Source organism: Burkholderiaceae bacterium, assembly GCA_024235995.1.
Lineage (GTDB): Bacteria > Pseudomonadota > Gammaproteobacteria > Burkholderiales > Burkholderiaceae_C > Ottowia.
Genome location: JACKLI010000001.1, coordinates 2689664 through 2705508 on the forward strand (window position 1 = coordinate 2689664; position 15845 = coordinate 2705508).

A 15845-nucleotide genomic window follows, 5' to 3' on the forward strand; every position below is an offset into this window, starting at 1 on the left:
TGCAAAAAATCCATCATGTTGCAAGGACTGCAGGACCTGGGCTCGGCCTACCTCAGCTTCATGAACCCCATGACGCTGCTGTACGGGCTGGGTGGCGCCTTCGTCGGGCTCATCATGGGCATCCTTCCCGGCCTGTCCGCCACGCTGGCCATCGCCCTGTTGACCACCGTCACCATCGGCCTGCAGGGCAACGACGCCATCCTGGTACTGATCTGCTCTTACGTCGGTGCCCTGTACGGCGGCTCGCGCACGGCCATTCTGCTCAACATCCCAGGCACTGCGGCCAATGCAGCGTCATGTGCCGACGGCTTTGCGCTGGCACAGCAGGGCCAGGCCGGTCGCGCCATCGGCATCGCGACCTCGGGCGCAGTCGCCAGCACCTTGCTGGGCGTGGTCTTTCTGGCCACGTTCGCGCCTCTGCTGGCCAACGTGGCGCTCAAGTTCGGTGCCTTCGAGTTCTTCTGGCTGGCGCTGTTCGGCGTCACGCTGTCGGGCAGCATCGTCGGTGGCGATCCACTCAAGGGCTGGTTGATGGGGCTTCTTGGACTGCTGCTGGCGCAGGTGGGTGAGGAAAGCCTGTATGCCTATGACCGCTTCACCTTCGGCTGGGAAGAGTTGGCGGGCGGCGTTGCCCTGATCCCGGCATTGGTCGGCGCCTTTGGCCTGGCCGAGGTTCTGATGGCACTGTCCGACCCGGTCGAACGCAAGATCCACGACCTCACCGACTCGGTACTGCCGCGCTGGCGCGACCTGATCCGCTATCGCTGGACGGTGCTGCGCTCAGGCTTGATCGGCGTGTTCACGGGCCTTCTGCCCGGCGTGGGAGAAGACGCCGGCGCCTGGGTGTCGTATGCCGCGGCGAAGGCCGTCAGCAAAGAAAAGGACCGGTTCGGCAAGGGCTCCATCGACGGGTTGATGGCGGCCGAGACCGGTGACATGTCCTCGGTGCCCGGCCACCTGATCCCGGTGCTCGCGCTGGGCGTGCCGGGCTCTGCCCCATCGGCGGTGTTGATGGCGGCCATGATCATCCACGGCGTGCAGCCGGGGCCCATGCTGATGGTGGAGCACCCGCACTTCATCTATCACGTGGTGGCCATGACCACGCTGGCGTCGCTCGCCATCTTGTTGTTTGGGCTGTTCGGCGTGCGGCCGATGTTGCAGGTGCTCAAGGTGCCGCGCGACATCCTGATGCCCATCGTCTTTCTGCTTTGCACCGTGGGCGCGTTTGCCGTGGCATCACGCCTGTTCGACGTCTACATGATGGTGGCCATCGGCATTGGCGCCTACTTCCTGCGCCGGCGCGGGTACGAGATGGCGCCCCTGGTGTTGGGCCTGGTGCTGGGTCCGCTGCTCGACAAGAGCCTGCGTCGCGGGCTGGTGCTGTCCGACGGCAGCCTCGTGCCCTTTTTCACGCGCCCCATCTCGCTGGGCTTTGCCGTCATCACCATCTTCACCTTCCTGCTGTACGTGCCGCCGTTTCGCGCCGCCATCAACCGGGCACAAAAGGCGCTTGCCCAGGGCATGCGTGGCCTGATCGGCCGGTCGGCGAACTGAGGCGCGGGGACTTTCTGCAATGAAGATCGCCCTTTGCAACGAGGTACTGCAACCGCTGCCGTTCGAGCGGCAGTGCGCGCTGGCGGCCGATTTGGGCTATGACGGTCTCGAGGTGGCGCCATTCACGCTCAAGGACGATCCCTGCCGCATCAGCGACGCCGAGGCCAGCCAGTACGCGCGCATCGCTCAGGATCACGGACTGGTCATTTCCGGCCTGCACTGGTTGCTGGTGGCACCGGTGGGCCTGTCCATCGTCAGCAGCGATCGCAACGTGCGCGAACGCACCACGTCGGTGATGCAGCGCCTGATCGAATTGTGCGCGGCACTGGGCGGACGCTATCTGGTGCACGGCTCGCCCAAGCAACGCTCGGTTCCGGCCGACACCACGCCCGCGCAGGCCTGGGACCGCGCGCACGGCTGCCTGCAACGCGCAGCGGGGCACGCCCATGCTTGTGGCGTGACGTACTGCCTCGAGCCACTGGCCCCCAACGAGACCGATCTGATCAACACGATCGAGCAGGCAGTGCACATGATCGGGCAGGTCGGCTCGCCCGCACTGCGCACGATGATCGACTGCAGCGCCGCCGGCCAGGCCGAAACCCTTTCGCTGCCGGACTTGATCGAGCATTGGCTGCCCACCGGGCACATCGCCCACGTGCAGGTAAACGACCCCAATCGCCGCGGGCCGGGACAAGGCGCCCTGGCCTTCGCGCCCATTCTGCGCAGACTTCAGGCCATGCAGCGCCGCGGCCACTATGGTGACTGGATCGCGGTCGAACCCTTCGACTATGTGCCCGATGGACCTGGTTGCGCGGCTCGATCGATCGGCTATCTGCGCGGCGTGCTGGAGGAATTGGACCATGGCCATTGAGGGACCTCGGTTCATCGTGCGGACCGTCGAGTTGTTCGAGCGGCCGGTGCATCTGCGTCTGCCGTTTCGCTTTGGCGTGGTCACGCTCACGCACTGCCCGCAAGCCTTCGTACGCGCCCAGGTGGCGTTGCCCAACGGCCGCGCGGCCTGGGGTGGTGCGGGCGAATTGATGGCACCCAAATGGTTCGACAAGAACCTGCAGCTCACCAACGAGGACAACTTCGATCAGCTGCGCCATGCTTTGCTGGCCGCGAGGCAGGCCTACCTGTCCGACATGCGGGCCGACACCGCCTTCGGCCACTTCGCCCGCCACCACCAAGCTCTGATCGACCTCGGAGCCGCGCAAGGGCGCAACGCGCTGGTTTCGTGCTACGGCCCGGCGTTGCTCGACCGTGCCATTCTGGATGCGCTGTGCCGTGCGCTCGGCTTGTCTTTCTACGACGCGGTCAAGAGCAACACCGTGGGAATCGACGCTCGCCTCACGCCGGATCTGGCCGGCTTCGATGTCGGCGATTTTTTGGCCAGCCTGTCACCTGCCCCCAGCATCGAGGTGCGCCACACAGTCGGTCTGCTCGATGCGATCACCGCGGTCGACGTGCGCGAACCCGTGAACGACGGCCTGCCCGAGACGCTGGCGGACGTGGTGTCAGCCACCGGTTGCCGCTGGTACAAACTCAAGGTCAGCGGCCAGGTCGACGCCGATATGGAGCGCCTGACGCGCATCGCCGCAGTGCTGCGGCGCGTTTCGGATGCGCGCATCACGCTGGATGGCAACGAGCAGTTTACCGATGCGCAGGCCGCGGCCGCATTCTGGCGGCGTGTGATGGCCACGCCAGCACTGCACCAACTCGCGGAACAGGTGAAATACATCGAACAGCCGCTGGCGCGCGCCATCGCCCTGGACAGCGATGTTGGCGCCCTCGCCGCCATGCGCCCGGTGCTAATCGACGAGTCGGACGACACGCTGCAAGCCTTTCCACGCGCACTGGAATTGGGGTACACAGGGGTATCCAGCAAGCAGTGCAAGGGCATCTATCGCTCACTGCTCAATGCCGCACGTTGCCGACAGCGCAATGGGAGCAAGGCCGTTTGCTTCATGTCGGCGGAGGATTTGACGACCCAAGCCGGGCTGGCCGTGCAGCAGGACCTGGCCCTGGTCAACCTGATCGGTCTCACGCACGTCGAGCGCAACGGTCATCACTACGTCAACGGTTTTGCCGGCCAGGGTGCCAGTCCTACCGAGGCGGCGGCGTTCGCACAGGCGCAACCCGGCCTGTACGAGCCGGTCGAAGGCGGAAACGTCCGTCTGCACGTGCAGGCCGGCCGGCTGGATTTGCGCTCGCTCGCGGCTCCCGGTTTTGCCGCCAGCGCCCAGCCCGACTGGGCCAGCCTGCCTACCCTGCGCAAGCCCACTGACGCCATCCCTTGACGGGCATACCGCGCCGCTCACCCTCGCTTTCCAACCGTATCGAATTCCCACCATGACCACACAAAGACTCGGCATCATCATGCACGGCGTAACCGGCCGCATGGGCATGAACCAGCACCTGATCCGCTCGATCTGCGCCATTCGCGCTGAGGGCGGGGTTCTGCTCGCCAGCGGCGCGCGCGTGCTGCCCGACCCGATCCTGATCGGACGCAACGCCGAGAAAATCGAGGCGCTGGCCAAGGCGCACGGCATCGCGCGCTGGGGTACCGACTTGGACGCCGCTCTGGCCAACCCTGCCGACACGGTGTTTTTCGACGCCGGCACCACCCAGATGCGCCCACAGCTGCTGGCCAAGGCCATCCAGGCCGGCAAACACGTCTACTGTGAAAAGCCCATCGCCACCAACCTGGACGAAGCGCTGCAGGTTGCCAGTCTGGCTGAAGATGCGCGCAAAACCAGGGGCCTGAAGAACGGCGCCGTGCAGGACAAGCTGTTTCTGCCCGGCCTGCGCAAGCTCGACATGCTGCGCCGCGCGGGGTTTTTCGGCCGCATGCTGTCGGTACGGCTGGAGTTTGGCTACTGGGTATTCGAGGGCGACTTGCAGCCCATTCAGCGTCCGAGTTGGAACTACCGCCAGCAGGATGGCGGTGGGATGATCCTGGACATGATGTGCCACTGGCGCTATGTGCTGGACAACCTGTTCGGCGAGGTCCGAGCGGTCAGTTGCCTGGGTGCCACCCACATTCCCCGGCGCTGGGACGAGGCCGGCGAGCCCTATGAGGCTACCGCGGACGATGCCGCCTACGCCACGGTCGAACTGACCGGCCACCAGGGTGAGCCGGTGATCGCGCAGATCAACATGAGCTGGGCCACACGCGTGCGCCGCGATGACTTGGTGACCTTTCACGTCGACGGCACCGATGGCTCGGCGGTTGCCGGCCTGCAGCAATGCCGCGCCCAGTCGCGCGTGGCCACGCCGCGCCCGATCTGGAACCCGGACATCAAGCAGAGCATGAATTTCTTCGACCAGTGGCAGGAGATCCCAGATTCGGAGGTCTACGACAACGGCTTCAAGATCCAGTGGGAACGCTTCATCCGCCACGTGGTCGAGGATGCGCCCTACAAATGGAACCTGACCGAAGGTGCCAAGGGCGTGCAACTGGTCGAGGCAGCACTGCAAAGCTGGAAGGAACGGCGCTGGATCGATGTTCCGAAACTATCGATTTGATGACTTTGTGCGCTTTCCCATCAAGCGCTGAAGGCTGGCTTGACTTGAATTTTTTTCTGGGATGTCCATGGCTCTGACGCTCACGCTCCCCACCGCGGTGCGCACGCTCGCCTCCTACACCCTGCGCGGCACCCCACCCGCACGCCCTGCCACCGGCGCGCGCTTCAACCGCATCGCCTACTCGGCCGCCCATGTGGTGGCCGACCCGCTCGCCAAGGTGGACCCATGGCTCAGCACCGCCGTGGACTGGGACGCCACCCTCGCCTACCGCCGCCACCTGTGGTCGCTGGGCCTGGGCGTGGCGGAGGCCATGGACACGGCGCAGCGTGGCATGGGCCTGGACTGGCCAACCTCGCTGGAGCTGATCCGCCGCTCGCTCGATGCTGCGCGCGACCGACCTGACGCACAGTTGGCCAGCGGCTGTGGCACCGACCATCTCGACCTCGAAAGCGTGCGCAGCGTGGACGACGTCATCCGCGGCTACGAGGAGCAGATGGAGGCCATTGAGAAACTCGGCGGCAAGCTCATCGTGATGGCGAGCCGAGCGCTGGTGCGTGTGGCCAGGGGTCCGGCCGATTACGAGCGCGTGTACGCGCGCGTGCTGAGCCAGGCGCGCCAGCCCGTGATCCTGCACTGGTTGGGCGCCATGTTCGATCCCGCCCTCGCCGGCTACTGGGGCACGCAGGACATGAACGCTGCAATGGACACGGCGCTGGGCATCATCGCCGCCCATGCCGACAAGGTGGACGGCATCAAGATCTCGCTGCTCGACAAGGACAAGGAAATCGCCATGCGCCGACGCCTGCCACCGGGCGTTCGCATGTACACCGGCGACGACTTCAACTACGCCGAACTGATCGCGGGCGACGACTTCAACGGCCCCGCCACCCAGCGCCAGAGCGACGCGCTGCTGGGTATCTTCGACGCCATCGCCCCTGCCGCCAGCGCCGCCCTGGGCGCCTTGGCCGCCGGCAATCTGGAGCGCTTTCACGCCATCCTCGGCCCCACGGTGCCACTGTCGCGCCACATTTTCCAGGCACCCACACGCTACTACAAGACCGGCGTCGTCTTCATGGCCTGGCTCAATGGCCACCAGTCCCACTTTTGCATGGTCGGCGGCCAGCAAAGCACACGCTCGCTGCCGCACTTGGCCGAACTGTTTAGCCTGGCCGACGCCGCCAACCTGTTGGAGCAACCCGAACTGGCCGTGCATCGCATGAACACCCTGCTGGCCCTTCACGGCATCGAAGGATGAAACCATGACCCTGCCCGATCGGATTGCCGATGTTCAAGCGCTGGAGGCGCTGATGTCCACCCCCTCGTCGGCTCTGATCGACACCTTGTCCCGCGTACCGGGTGATTTGATGGTGCTGGGCGTGGGTGGAAAGATGGGCCCCACACTGGCGCGCATGGCCAAGCGTGCCGACACGGGGCGGCGCGTGATCGGCGTGGCGCGCTTTTCCGAGCCCGGCCTGCGCCAGCGGCTCGAAGCCCACGGCATTGAATGCATCGCCGCCGACCTGATGTCGCGCGAAGCGCTGGCCAGCCTGCCCGATGCGCCCAACATCGTTTTCATGGCCGGGCGCAAGTTCGGATCGGCCGGCAGCGAATGGCTCACTTGGGCGATGAACGCCTACGTGCCGGCGCTGGTGGCCGAGCGCTTTCCCAGCGCACGCATCGTTGCCTTCTCCACCGCCTGCGTGTATCCCTTCGTCGACGTGCACGGCCCCGGTGCGGCTGAAGACGTGGCGCCCACGCCGCTGGGCGAATACGCCAACTCCTGCGTCGCGCGCGAACGGCTGGTGCAGCACTTCTCGCATCAACAGGGTACGCCGGGACGTCTGATCCGCCTGTCCTACGCCATCGACATGCGCTACGGCGTGCTGCACGATCTGGCGCGCAAGCTGAAGGCTGGCGAGGCGATTAACCTGACGACGGGCCACGCCAACATCATCTGGCAGGGCGAAGCCAACGACTGGATCCTGCGTTCGCTCGCACACTGCACCACGCCGACCACGCCGCTCAACCTGAGCGGCCCGGCCGTTTCCATCCGCACCGCTGCCCAAGGCCTGGCCGATCGCCTCGGCGTATCGGCTCGCTTCGAGGGGCAAGAGGCCCCCACGGCCTGGCTGGTTGACTGTCACCGTGCCTTCGAGCTGTTCGGCCCGCCGCGGGTCGGCCTCGATCGCATGCTCGACTGGACCGCCGACTGGGTGCAGCGCAGTCAGGCCAGCTTGGACAAACCCACCCACTTCGAGGCGCGCGATGGCCACTACTGAGCAAGCCCTGGCCCTGCTGCACCGTGGTACTGCCATTCCCGCGCACCTGCTGGCACTGAATGCCCAACGCCAACTGGACGAGCGGCGCCAGCGCGCACTGTCGCGCTACTACCTGGACGCGGGAGTGGGTGGCCTGGCCGTCGGCGTGCACTCCACGCAGTTCGCCATTCGTGAGCACGGCCTGTACCGCCCCGTGCTGGAGCTTGCCATGCATGAGGCGCGACACTGGCAACCCATTGGTGGCCCGCGCCCGTTGGCGATGATCGCTGGCCTGGCCGGCCTCACGGCGCAGGCGCTGGCTGAAGCGGGCGCCGCGCACGAACTGGGCTACCACGCCGGCCTGCTGAGTCTGGCCGCGCTGCGTGGCCAGAACGAAGACGCGCTGATCGCGCACTGCCGCGCTGTGGCCGAGGTGCTGCCCCTGGTGGGCTTCTACCTTCAGCCCGCCGTGGGCGGCATGCACTTGCCCGCCTCATTCTGGCGCCGTTTTGCTGGCATCGAGAACGTCGTGGCCATCAAGATGGCGCCTTTCAACCGCTACCGCACACTGGACGTGCTGCGCGGCGTGGTAGAAGCCCGTGCCGAACAGCGCATAGCCCTGTACACCGGCAACGACGATCACATCGTGCTGGATCTGTTGACACCCTTTGATATGCGCCGTGGCGACGAGACGGTCCGCGTGCGCATCCGCGGCGGCCTGCTGGGTCACTGGAGCGTAGGCACGCGCCGTGCGGTCGAGTTGGTGGAGCGCATCCACACCGCCGTCGCAGGTGGCCCCATCACGCCTGAGCTGCTGGCGCTGGACGCCCAGGTGACCGATGTCAATGCCGCCCTGTTCGACGTCGCCAACGACTTTCACGGCTGCATCGCAGGCTGTCACGAGGTGCTGCGCCGCCAGGGCTTACTGGCTGGCACCTGGTGCCTGGACCCCGAAGAAGGCCTGAGCCCCGGCCAGGCGGACGAGTTGAGCCGCGTGCACGACGCCTACCCGCACCTGCACGACGACGACTTCGTGGCCGCTCACCGCGACCGCTGGCTGGCCTGAACCGGAGCCAACCGCCATGAGCCTGCGTGATTTTTCTGCCGACCTTGACGCACTGTCGATCAATACCGCCACCGTGCGCAAGCAGCGCGGAGCCGAAGTACCGCTCACACGCATCATCGACCAGTGTGCGGCGCAAGGCATCCGCACCATCAGCCCTTGGCGCGATCAGGTAACCGCGGTCGGCATCGACGTCGTGGCACGTCAGTTGCGTGCACTGGGCATCAGTCTTTCGGGTTATTGCCGAGGCGGCTTCTATCCGGCCGCCGACCCAGTCGGCTTGCAAGCGGCGTTGCAAGACAATCGCCGTGCGGTGGATGAGGCCAAGGAATTGAGCGCATCCTGCCTGGTGCTGGTGGTAGGTTCGCTGCCTGGCGCGCTGGATGGGCGCCCGGTGCACAAGAGCATCGAACGCGTGCGGGGCGAGGTTCATGACGGCATCGCCGCCACGCTGGAATACGCGCGTGAAGTCGGCATGCCACTGGCCATCGAGCCGCTGCACCCCATGCAGGCAGCCGAGCGGGCCTGCATCAACACACTGGAGCAAGCGCTTGACCTGTGCGACGAACTCGACCACGACCGCAGCGGCATGCTGGGCGTGGCGGTGGACGTCTACCACGTCTGGTGGGATCCCAAGCTGGCGCAGCAAATCGCCCGCGCCGGCCGCCAGCGCCTGCTGGCCTATCACGTGTGCGACTGGCTCACGCCCACGCGTGATCTGCTGTCCGACCGCGGCATGATGGGCGATGGCGTGATCGAGCTGAAGAAAATCCGCAGTTGGATGGAAGCCGCCGGCTACACCGGCCACGCCGAGGTCGAAATCTTCTCACAGCTCGATTGGTGGCAGCGTGACGGTGACGCAGTGCTGGCTACCTGCATCGAACGCCACCGCAGCGTGGTTTGAGCGCCTTCAGATTGCAACAGCGGCCGATGCGGCCGTTCGGCGCGCCCGGCGCACGTTGAAGGCGCTGACGATCAACACGCCTTGCACCACGGCCAGGCCCAACCAAACCGTGCGGTACTGGCCGCCATCCATCAAGGCGCCGAACAGCAAGGGCGCCAGGGCCTGGCCGATGTCCAGGCCCGAATACACCACTCCGTACACCCGCCCACTGGCGTTGGCGGGGGTGGAGCGCTTCACCAGCATGTCGCGCGAGGGGCCGGCGGTGCCGGTCGCAAAGCCCATCAGACCGAACATGACCGGAACCAGCGCGCCCGGCATGTCGAGAAAACCAACCGCCAGCGCCACGCATGCGGCAAGGCCAAAACCGATGCCAACGATGCGCTCGCACCGTTCGGGGTTGCGCACCATGAAGCCGCCGGCCAACATGCCGGCCGCCGCAGCCACCATGTATATCGACAGACACATGGCCACCACCTCGGGCACCACCGCGTGCAGGTGCCCCGCCGCGCTGGGGGCAAAGGTCTGAATCACGCTCAGCGCGGCAGCGTAGAAAAAAAAGAATGCAAAACACATCCACACCGCAGGGATGGCCAGAAAGCCGTAGGTGTCGCCTGGCAGCTCCTTGCCCTGCGTCTTCTGCTCGTGGGCTACAGGCAGCTCAAGCGTCGCACGATAGAGCAGCAACACCGCCAGCACGGCACAGATCAACACGCCGGCTGCAATCAGCGCCACGCGCCACGAATAAGTCACCGTCAATGGCACCAGCATGGCCGGCGCCAGCGACCAGCCCAGGCTGCCGGTAATGCCATGCACGCTGTAGGCATGGCCCAGGCGCTCGGGCGTGACTTTGCGGTTGAGCAATGTGTAATCGACGGGGTGAAACACGCCGTTGCCCACGCCCGCCACCACCGAAAACAGCGCCAGCATGGGGTAGCTCTGGCTGGCCGCAAAACCAAACGCAGCCAGCGCCAGCAGGCCCAGGCCGGAAAACAGGATGGGCCGCGGGCCGTATCGGTCGACGACAAAGCCTGAAAACGCCTGAACCGCGCAAGAGACGACGAAGAACACCGTCATCAGAAAGCCCAGCTCGGCATAGCTGACGCCAAACGCCGTCTTCAGCCAGGGAAACAGCGGCGCCAACAGCAACTGGCTGTAGTGACTGATCAGGTGTGCACCACCGACCAAACTGATTAGCTTGACGTCCTGACGGGACCCGGCCGGATGTGGGGTCGGCAAGGGGGTTGTCGCAGCTTGACTCATGAACCATTCCTCGTAGCGGCACCGGTGGTCCGCATCGCGATCAAGCAGCAAGTTTCGTCGATTTCGCCCACACAGGCATGGCGTTGCTCTGCACCACGACCCAGCAGCAGGCTTTGCGGCTGGAGCCGTCTCAGCGCAACAACCGCCGAATCAGCCCCATCACCCGATCGAAGCGTGCGCCGAACGGCGGATACAGCAAGTCGCCGCGGCCGAAGCGCGACTGCACGAACACCGCCTTCTCGTGCGTGAAGCGCAGAAACCCGGTCTCGCCGTGGTAGGCGCCCAGGCCGCTTTCGCCCACGCCGCCGAAGGGCAGGCCGTCGTGCGCGATGTGCATCAAGGTGTCGTTGACCGTCACGCCACCACTCACCGTGCCCTGCAGCACGCGGTCGCGCGCCGCCTCGTCCTGGCCGAACCAGTACAGCGCCAGCGGGCGCGGGCGGGCGTTGATGTAGGCGATGACGGTCTGCAGCTCGTCGTAGGGCAGCACCGGCAGCACGGGGCCGAAGATTTCTTCCTGCAGCAGCCGCGCCTGCGGCGGCAGGTCGAACACCAGCAGCGGGCGCATCTGGCGCGCCTCGGCCTCGCTGCCGGGCGTGTCCAGCGCGGGCGGTCCCACGTCGTCCACCCGCGCGCCCAACGCCCGCGCCTCGTCCACCAGCGCCTGCAGCCGCTGGTGCTGGCGCGCGTTGATGATGGCGGCGTAGTCGGCATTGCCCACCAGCCGCGGAAACAGGCGCGCGACGGCCTTTTGGTAGGCGTCGGCAAAGGCCGCCTCGCGCCCGCGTGGCAGCAGCAGGTAGTCGGGCGCGATGCAGGTCTGGCCGCCGTTGAGCAGCTTGCCCACGGCGATCTTCAGGGCAGCGCCTTCCAGGTCGGTGCATGAGGCGTCGATGATGCAGGGCGACTTGCCCCCCAGCTCCAGCGTGACGGGCGTGAGGTTGCGCGCGGCGGCCTCGGCCACCTGCCGGCCCACGGCCGTGGAGCCGGTGAAGAACAGATGATCGAAAGGCAGCGCCGAAAACGCCGTGGCCACGTCCACCCCGCCGGTGACGACGGCAAACTCCTCCGGCGCGAAGTGCTGGGCCACCAGTTCGGCCAACAGCTGCGCCGTGTGCGGCGTGTGCTCGCTGGGCTTGAGCAGCACGCGGTTGCCCGCCGCCAGCGCGGTGGCCGCCGGCCCCAGGGCCAGCTGCAACGGGTAGTTCCAGGGGCTGATGACGCCCACCACGCCCAGCGGCTGGCGCAGCACGTGGGCGCGCGCGGGCAGCAGGTGCAAGGGGGTGCGCACGCGGCGCGGGCGGCTCCAGCGCGCCAGGTTGCGGCGCAAATCCGCCAGCACGCTGTCGAGCACCAGTGCGTCGGCCAGCTGCGTCAGGCGAGCGCCGCGCAGGCCGAAGTCCTGCCCCACGGCCTGCGCCAGCCGGCCTTCGTTGTGGCGCCACATCGCCGTCAGGCGCTGCAGGCGGCCCTGCCGCAGGGCCAGCGGCACGTCGACCTCGCGCCGCGCGGCCTGCTGCTGGCGCTCGAACAGGTCCACCAGGCTGGAGGTGGCGGCGACGGCGACCAGGGCGTGGGTGCTGGCGTTCATGGAGGGCTCCTGTGCGGGCTTACGGCTGCGTCCTTCGGGTAGCTTACCCCCATCCCCGCCCGCACATCCTGCTGGATGCCGTACTGGGCAAAGGGGTAGCGCAGGCCATTTTTCGCCAGCGCAGCCATGCCAGTCAGCGACCTGGCCATGTCGGCGGGGGTCAGGGCCATCAGCATCTCGTCGTCCAGCACGCCGCCGTAGCGGCGCTCGGCAAAGCACGGGATCGACAGGCTGGGCTCGCGCGTCTTCAGCGCCCGGCCCCACGAGTCGGCGCAGGACGACTCGCCCACCACGCTCCAGTCGAAGCGCTGGTAGCCCGCCCACTGCAGGCCGTTGATGAAATAGATCATGGCGCCCGGCGTGGCATAGAAAAGCGCGATGTCGGGCTGGTCCAGCCCCGCCCCGAAGCCCGCCCACTTGGCCAGCGGCGCGACGACGAGCGCCTTGTACCTGCCCACGGGCACCACGTTCATCGCCGCCTGGTGCCGGGCCGAGTCTTCCACCGTGGCGTACCACACGCCCGCCATCTGCTGGCCCGAGTACCACGCCGCGTCCTGCCCGCCCAGGCCGATCACGGCCTGGCACTGCGGGCCCACCAGGTCGTCGCCCGTGATGCCCACCGTCCAGCCCAGGCGGGCCGCCTGTGCGACGATCTGGTCGGTGGTGTGCACCGCCTGCGGGCGGCGCAGCCTGGGGATGCGCTCCAGCACGTCGGTCGATTCGAACAGGCGCATGCCGATGGGCGGCACGCGCAGCTTGAGCGTCTGTTCCAGCTGTTGGGCCAGCTCGGCCAGGTCAGGGGTGGCTGTGTCTGTCATGCGGGCTCTCCTCGCAGGGAAAAATCTGCGTCCACCCCATTGTGGCGGAAAGCCGGTTCAGAGCAAAAAACGCCTCGCGCCGGCATCCGCACGGCGCGAGGCGCTACATCAACAGGAGCAAATCGCCGGTTCGTTCACACCTTCTTAGGCCGGCACCGCCTCGAACTTGAACATCCCCGGCGCGTTGATCGGATCGACCCCCACCTGGATGCGCGTCTTGGGCGGGAACTTGCCCTCCAGGATCAGCTTGGACAGCGGGTTCTCGATGCGCTGCTGAATGGCGCGCTTGAGCGGGCGCGCGCCGAACACCGGGTCGAACCCGACCTTGGCCAGTTCGGCCAGCGCCTGCTCGGACACGTCGAGCGTGAGCTCCATCCTGGCCAGGCGATCGGCCAGCACCTTGAGCTGGATCTTGGCAATCGCCCCGATCTGGCTCGCATCCAGGCCGTGGAACACCACGATCTCGTCGATGCGGTTCAAAAACTCGGGGCGGAAGTGGTTCTTCAGCTCGCCGAACACCGCGTCCTTCACGTCCTCGTAGGGCTGCCCGGCCATGCTTTGGATCATGGGGCTGCCGATGTTGCTGGTCATGATGATGACGGTGTTCTTGAAGTCCACCGTGCGGCCCTGCCCGTCGGTCAGGCGGCCGTCGTCCAGCACCTGCAGCAGCACGTTGAACACGTCCGGGTGCGCCTTCTCGATCTCGTCGAACAGCACCACGCTGTAAGGCTTGCGGCGCACGGCCTCGGTCAGGTAGCCGCCCTCGTCGTAGCCCACGTAGCCCGGCGGCGCGCCGATCAGGCGCGAGACGCTGTGCTTTTCCATGAACTCGCTCATGTCGATGCGCACCAGCTGCTGGTCGCTGTCGAACAGAAAGCCCGCCAGCGCCTTGGTCAGCTCGGTCTTGCCCACGCCCGTGGGGCCTAGGAACAAAAAGCTGCCCAGCGGCCGGTTGGGGTCGGACAGGCCCGAGCGCGAACGGCGGATGGCGTCGGCCACCGCCTGAATGGCCTCGTCCTGGCCCACCACGCGCTGGTGCAGGGCGGCCTCCATGTGCAGCAGCTTGTCGCGCTCGCCCTGCATCATCTTGCTGACCGGAATGCCGGTGGCGCGGCTGACGACCTCGGCGATTTCCTCGGCGCCCACCTGCGTGCGCAGCAGCTTGTGCGCCTTGGCCTGCGCGTCGGCGCTCTGCTCGCTGGCCTGCGCCTCCTTCAGCTGTTTTTCGAGCGCGGGCAGCTTGCCGTACTGCAGCTCGGCCACATGGTTGAAGTCGCCCTTGCGCGTGGCTTCCTGGATCTGGAACTTGATCTGGTCGATCTCCTTGCGCACCTGCTCGCTGCCCTGCGCGCTGGCCTTCTCGGCCTTCCAGATTTCGTCCAGGTCGGCGTATTCCTTCTCCAGCTTGGCCAAGTCTTCCTCGATCAGGGCCAGGCGTTTTTGCGAGGCCTCGTCCTTCTCCTTCTTCACCGCCTCGCGCTCGATCTTGAGCTGGATCATGCGGCGGTCCAGCTTGTCCATCACCTCGGGCTTGGAGTCGATCTCGATCTTGATCTTGGCCGCCGCCTCGTCGATCAGGTCGATCGCCTTGTCGGGCAGGAAGCGGTCGGTGATGTAGCGGTGGCTGAGCTCGGCCGCGGCCACGATGGCCGGGTCGGTGATGTCCACGCCGTGGTGCACCTCGTATTTCTCCTGCAGGCCGCGCAGGATGGCGATGGTGTCTTCCACGCTGGGCTCGCCCACCAGCACCTTCTGAAAGCGCCGCTCCAGCGCCGCGTCCTTCTCGATGTACTTGCGGTATTCGTCCAGCGTGGTGGCGCCGATGCAGTGCAGCTCGCCGCGCGCCAGCGCGGGCTTGAGCATGTTGCCGGCGTCGATGGCGCCCTCGGCCTTGCCGGCGCCCACCATGGTGTGCAGCTCGTCGATGAACAGGATGATGCGGCCCTCTTCGTGCGCCACTTCCTTGAGCACCGCCTTCAGGCGCTCCTCGAATTCGCCACGGTACTTGGCGCCGGCCAGCAGGCCCGCCATGTCCAGCACCAGCACCTGCTTGTTCTTGAGGGTGTCGGGCACCTCGCCGGCCACGATGCGCTGGGCCAGCCCCTCGACGATGGCGGTCTTGCCCACGCCCGGCTCGCCGATCAGCACCGGGTTGTTCTTGCTGCGCCGCTGCAGCACCTGGATGGTGCGGCGGATCTCGTCGTCGCGCCCGATCACCGGGTCCAGCTTGCCCTGGCGGGCGCGCTCGGTCAGATCCAGCGTGTATTTCTTCAGCGCCTCGCGCTGGCCTTCGGCGTCCGCCGAATCCACGCCCTGCCCGCCGCGCACCGCCTCGATGGCCGCCTCCAGCGCCTTGCGGCTCAGGCCCGCCTCCTTGGCGATGCGGCCCGCCTCGCCCTTGGCGTCGGCCAGGGCCAGCAGGAACATCTCGCTGGCGACGAACTGGTCGCCGCGCTGGATGCTCTCCTTCTCGGTGGCCTGCAGCAGCTTCAGCAGGTCGGGGCCGGGCTGCACCTGCTCCTGCCCCTGCACGCTGGGCAGGCGCCCGATGGCCGCGCCCGCGGCCTGCGCCAGCGCGGCGGTGTTGACGCCGGCGCGCGCCAGCAGGGCCTTGGGCCCGTCCTCCTGCTGCAGCATGGCCGCCAGCAGGTGCTCGGGCTGGATGTAGGCGTTGTCGTGCCCCAGGGCCAGCGACTGCGCGTCGGCCAGGGCTTCCTGGAACTTGGTGGTGAGTTTGTCGAGACGCATGAAAAACCTCCGAATTGCCACCCAGTTGAGGTATTGTGGCGCGGATTCAAGTGGCAGCCTGACGCCCATGTCCTGTCACGCACCCAACAGGCAAGCCCTGCCCCAGGACATAAACTGGCTG

Annotated in this window: 12 protein-coding genes; 8 read left to right on the forward strand and 4 right to left on the reverse strand. The window is 66.8% G+C overall.

What is annotated here, in order from left to right; genetic code table 11:
- The first annotated feature begins 15 nt into the window (after positions 1-15).
- The 8 genes from H6927_12890 to H6927_12925 all read left to right on the forward strand — a co-directional run bounded on the left by H6927_12890 (position 16) and on the right by H6927_12925 (position 9307).
- Positions 16-1554 carry a tripartite tricarboxylate transporter permease gene (locus H6927_12890; GenBank protein ID MCP5218992.1) on the forward strand — a complete coding sequence of 513 codons (1539 nt, stop codon included), beginning with the start codon at positions 16-18 and terminating at the stop codon, positions 1552-1554.
- A 19-nt stretch (positions 1555-1573) separates the two neighbouring features.
- Positions 1574-2425 carry a sugar phosphate isomerase/epimerase gene (locus H6927_12895; protein MCP5218993.1) on the forward strand — a complete coding sequence of 284 codons (852 nt, stop codon included), beginning with the start codon at positions 1574-1576 and terminating at the stop codon, positions 2423-2425.
- Positions 2415-3854, forward strand: coding sequence for a mandelate racemase (locus tag H6927_12900; protein ID MCP5218994.1), 1440 nt, complete (start codon positions 2415-2417; stop codon positions 3852-3854). Before H6927_12895 ends, H6927_12900 begins: the two co-directional genes overlap by 11 nt.
- A 52-nt stretch (positions 3855-3906) precedes the next feature.
- Positions 3907-5082, forward strand: coding sequence for a Gfo/Idh/MocA family oxidoreductase (locus tag H6927_12905; GenBank protein MCP5218995.1), 1176 nt, complete (start codon positions 3907-3909; stop codon positions 5080-5082).
- 67 nt (positions 5083-5149) lie between these two features.
- Positions 5150-6337, forward strand: a complete 1188-nt coding sequence (locus tag H6927_12910; protein MCP5218996.1) for a dihydrodipicolinate synthase family protein — start codon at positions 5150-5152, stop codon at positions 6335-6337.
- Positions 6338-6341: 4 nt separating this feature from the next.
- Positions 6342-7361: an NAD(P)-dependent oxidoreductase gene (locus tag H6927_12915; GenBank protein MCP5218997.1), complete on the forward strand. Its 1020-nt coding sequence runs from the start codon at positions 6342-6344 to the stop codon at positions 7359-7361.
- Complete coding sequence (locus tag H6927_12920; protein ID MCP5218998.1) at positions 7348-8406, forward strand: dihydrodipicolinate synthase family protein; 1059 nt, start codon at positions 7348-7350, stop codon at positions 8404-8406. The genes H6927_12915 and H6927_12920 overlap by 14 nt, the downstream gene beginning before the upstream one ends.
- Positions 8407-8428: 22 nt before the next feature.
- Entirely contained in the window at positions 8429-9307 is an 879-nt protein-coding gene (locus tag H6927_12925) for a sugar phosphate isomerase/epimerase (GenBank protein MCP5218999.1), read from the forward strand.
- Between the two features lie 6 nt (positions 9308-9313).
- Here H6927_12925 and H6927_12930 read toward each other — a convergent pair whose 3' ends face one another.
- The 4 genes from H6927_12930 to clpB form a co-directional block, all read right to left on the reverse strand.
- The gene (locus H6927_12930) at positions 9314-10567 is read right to left on the reverse strand and encodes an MFS transporter (GenBank protein MCP5219000.1); all 1254 of its coding nucleotides are present in this window, start codon (positions 10565-10567) and stop codon (positions 9314-9316) included.
- A 130-nt stretch (positions 10568-10697) separates the two neighbouring features.
- A complete protein-coding gene (locus H6927_12935) occupies positions 10698-12158 on the reverse strand; it encodes a coniferyl aldehyde dehydrogenase (GenBank protein MCP5219001.1) in 1461 nt (486 codons plus the stop codon).
- Positions 12155-12976 (reverse strand): DUF169 domain-containing protein, encoded by an 822-nt coding sequence (locus tag H6927_12940; GenBank protein ID MCP5219002.1) that lies wholly within the window; start codon positions 12974-12976, stop codon positions 12155-12157. Before H6927_12940 ends, H6927_12935 begins: the two co-directional genes overlap by 4 nt.
- 144 nt (positions 12977-13120) lie before the next feature.
- Positions 13121-15724: an ATP-dependent chaperone ClpB gene (gene clpB, locus H6927_12945; GenBank protein ID MCP5219003.1), complete on the reverse strand. Its 2604-nt coding sequence runs from the start codon at positions 15722-15724 to the stop codon at positions 13121-13123.
- Between the last annotated feature and the right edge of the window lie 121 nt (positions 15725-15845).